The following is a 2160-nucleotide window of genomic DNA, read 5'->3' as shown; positions in this document are numbered from 1 at the left end:
AACGTCGTCGCGGAGGTAATGGACGGCCATCGCCCCGCTATCTGGATCTCCGATCTCTATGGCGCCCAGCGCGGTCATGCCGATGACTGGCAGATTTGCCTCGCCCACCAACTCCGGGACTGCAAATTCGCGATCGAGGCGGGTGATACGATCTTCGCACCCAGAATGAAGGCCCTGCTGCTCCGCGCCGTCGTGCTGGCGCGGCGCCATCGCACGCTCGCGGACGCTACAAGACGCGCCTGGCGGCGGCGCCTCGACCATGATCTCGACGCCGTCATGGCGCTCGCCCCGATCAACCACCACGGCAGACGATTGCGCCGACGATACGGCAAGGTTCGTGATCATCTCTTCACCTTCCTCGACCACCCGGATATCGCCGCGGACAACAACGGCTCCGAGCGCGAACTCCGGCCTACCGCGACATATCGCAAGGTCACCGGAGGGTTCCGATCCAACTGGGGCGCCGATTTCTTCGCCAACGTCCGATCCGTCGTCGGGACCGCCGCGCGGCACGGCCTTGATGCCTACACCGCTATCAAAAACGCCGTCACCGGAGCATCACTGCCCATCGCCCCCCTACCGGGTTGAGCAGATACATCAAATTTTGCGAGTGCTCTGGCCCCGTCAGGATTCACAGAATCAATAGGAGGTCTAAACGCAAACGGCTGTAATGGAACTGGAAATTTCTACTGCTTCATGGCCGAAACGGCTCCGACCGGCCCGGTATTGCCAGCCAATACAAGCATCAATTATGTATTCAATGTTACGTTGTCGTCTGGGACATTTTCTGGATATAATCCGGATTTTAAGATTAACTGGGATGGGACAAAGAATAATTATGATCTTATATCAGAAACCCTAACGCCGACATCCGGTACACCAGTACCCGAACCCGGCTCCCTTCTTCTGCTCGGCACTGGCCTTGTCGGTCTTGGTTTGGTCGGACGGCGCAAACTCTCCAAACGCTACCTCTGATAGAGTAGAGCTTGCTGCTGCTTGGGGCAGGGTTCAAGAATCAAGCAGACCGTGTGAAAACCCCACTGAAACCGAGTCCGGCGGGGTGTAGGTTTGGCTAGAATTCCAGCCATACCCAGCAATTCGATCCAGGCGATATCGTTGCCGAGTGATTTGATTTGCAAACGGCTCCGGGAGCCCCGGAGCCGTCACGTCGTATGGGCCTCGTAGTGCTCTGGTCAGATGGTCTTGCGACGGCGACGTGCGACAAGGCCAAGGCCCAGCAGCCCGGTTCCGAGCAGCATCAGGCTACCAGGCTCGGGTACATTGGTGCTGAGAACCGCAGGGAGCCCATTCGCCTCTACATAATAGAGGTCATAGGCCCCGGCGGGGGCGGGTGGTACCAGTGTGCTGAGCGTCTTCGATGTCGGAGCTGAATCTATGAGCGGCAGCAGATCAGTTGATGTGTTTCCGGCCTGATACAGGCTGACGCCATCGTCATGCGTCACGCCGGTAATGGTATTGGCGCTGTTGAACGATATTTTCATGAACGTCGTGTCGCCAAAGCCTGATGTACTCAGATCGGTGTTCTGGAGAAGCGACTGAGACCCCGTCGTGAATAAGAGCGAGCCGCCGCCTGAAGAGAAGAAATTGTAGATATTGTTTTGGGTGGCGTTGAAGTTAAAATTACCGTATCTGCTCAACCCGGTAGGGGGGCGATGGGCAGTGATGCTCCGGTGACGGCGTTTTTGATAGCGGTGTAGGCATCAAGGCCGTGCCGCGCGGCGGTCCCGACGACGGATCGGACGTTGGCGAAGAAATCGGCGCCCCAGTTGGATCGGAACCCTCCGGTGACCTTGCGATATGTCGCGGTAGGCCGGAGTTCGCGCTCGGAGCCGTTGTTGTCCGCGGCGATATCCGGGTGGTCGAGGAAGGTGAAGAGATGATCACGAACCTTGCCGTATCGTCGGCGCAATCGTCTGCCGTGGTGGTTGATCGGGGCGAGCGCCATGACGGCGTCGAGATCATGGTCGAGGCGCCGCCGCCAGGCGCGTCTTGTAGCGTCCGCGAGCGTGCGATGGCGCCGCGCCAGCACGACGGCGCGGAGCAGCAGGGCCTTCATTCTGGGTGCGAAGATCGTATCACCCGCCTCGATCGCGAATTTGCAGTCCCGGAGTTGGTGGGCGAGGCAAATCTGCCAGTCAT

At 58.9% G+C, this 2160-nt stretch carries 4 protein-coding genes; 2 read left to right on the top strand and 2 right to left on the bottom strand.

What is annotated here, in order from left to right:
• Nucleotides 1–588: transposase (locus tag RT91_RS18110; protein ID WP_035189000.1), on the top strand; the 588-nt coding region annotated here is incomplete at its 5' end.
• A 108-nt stretch (nucleotides 589–696) separates the two neighbouring features.
• On the top strand, nucleotides 697–975 hold the full coding sequence (locus tag RT91_RS22900; protein ID WP_408735344.1) for a PEP-CTERM sorting domain-containing protein: 279 nt from the start codon (nucleotides 697–699) through the stop codon (nucleotides 973–975).
• A gap of 218 nt (nucleotides 976–1193) precedes the next feature.
• On the opposite strand, the gene RT91_RS20885 is transcribed toward RT91_RS22900, so the two are convergent.
• Complete coding sequence (locus RT91_RS20885; protein WP_240314350.1) at nucleotides 1194–1658, bottom strand: PEP-CTERM sorting domain-containing protein; 465 nt, start codon at nucleotides 1656–1658, stop codon at nucleotides 1194–1196.
• The coding region (locus RT91_RS18100) for a transposase (protein WP_152982870.1) at nucleotides 1655–2160 on the bottom strand (506 nt) is incomplete at its 5' end. The genes RT91_RS18100 and RT91_RS20885, both read right to left, overlap by 4 nt.

It is taken from the genome of Acidiphilium sp. JA12-A1 (assembly GCF_000724705.2).
GTDB classification, from domain to species: domain Bacteria; phylum Pseudomonadota; class Alphaproteobacteria; order Acetobacterales; family Acetobacteraceae; genus Acidiphilium; species Acidiphilium multivorum.
The sequence above is the reverse complement of the archived record's forward strand: the minus strand, read 5'-3'. Positions and strand labels throughout refer to the sequence as shown.

What these genes read in the sequence shown, in the direction of transcription:
- RT91_RS22900 (WP_408735344.1), top strand. Translation starts at nt 697, where the DNA reads ATGGCCGAAACGGCTCCGACCGGCCCGGTATTGCCAGCCAATACAAGC.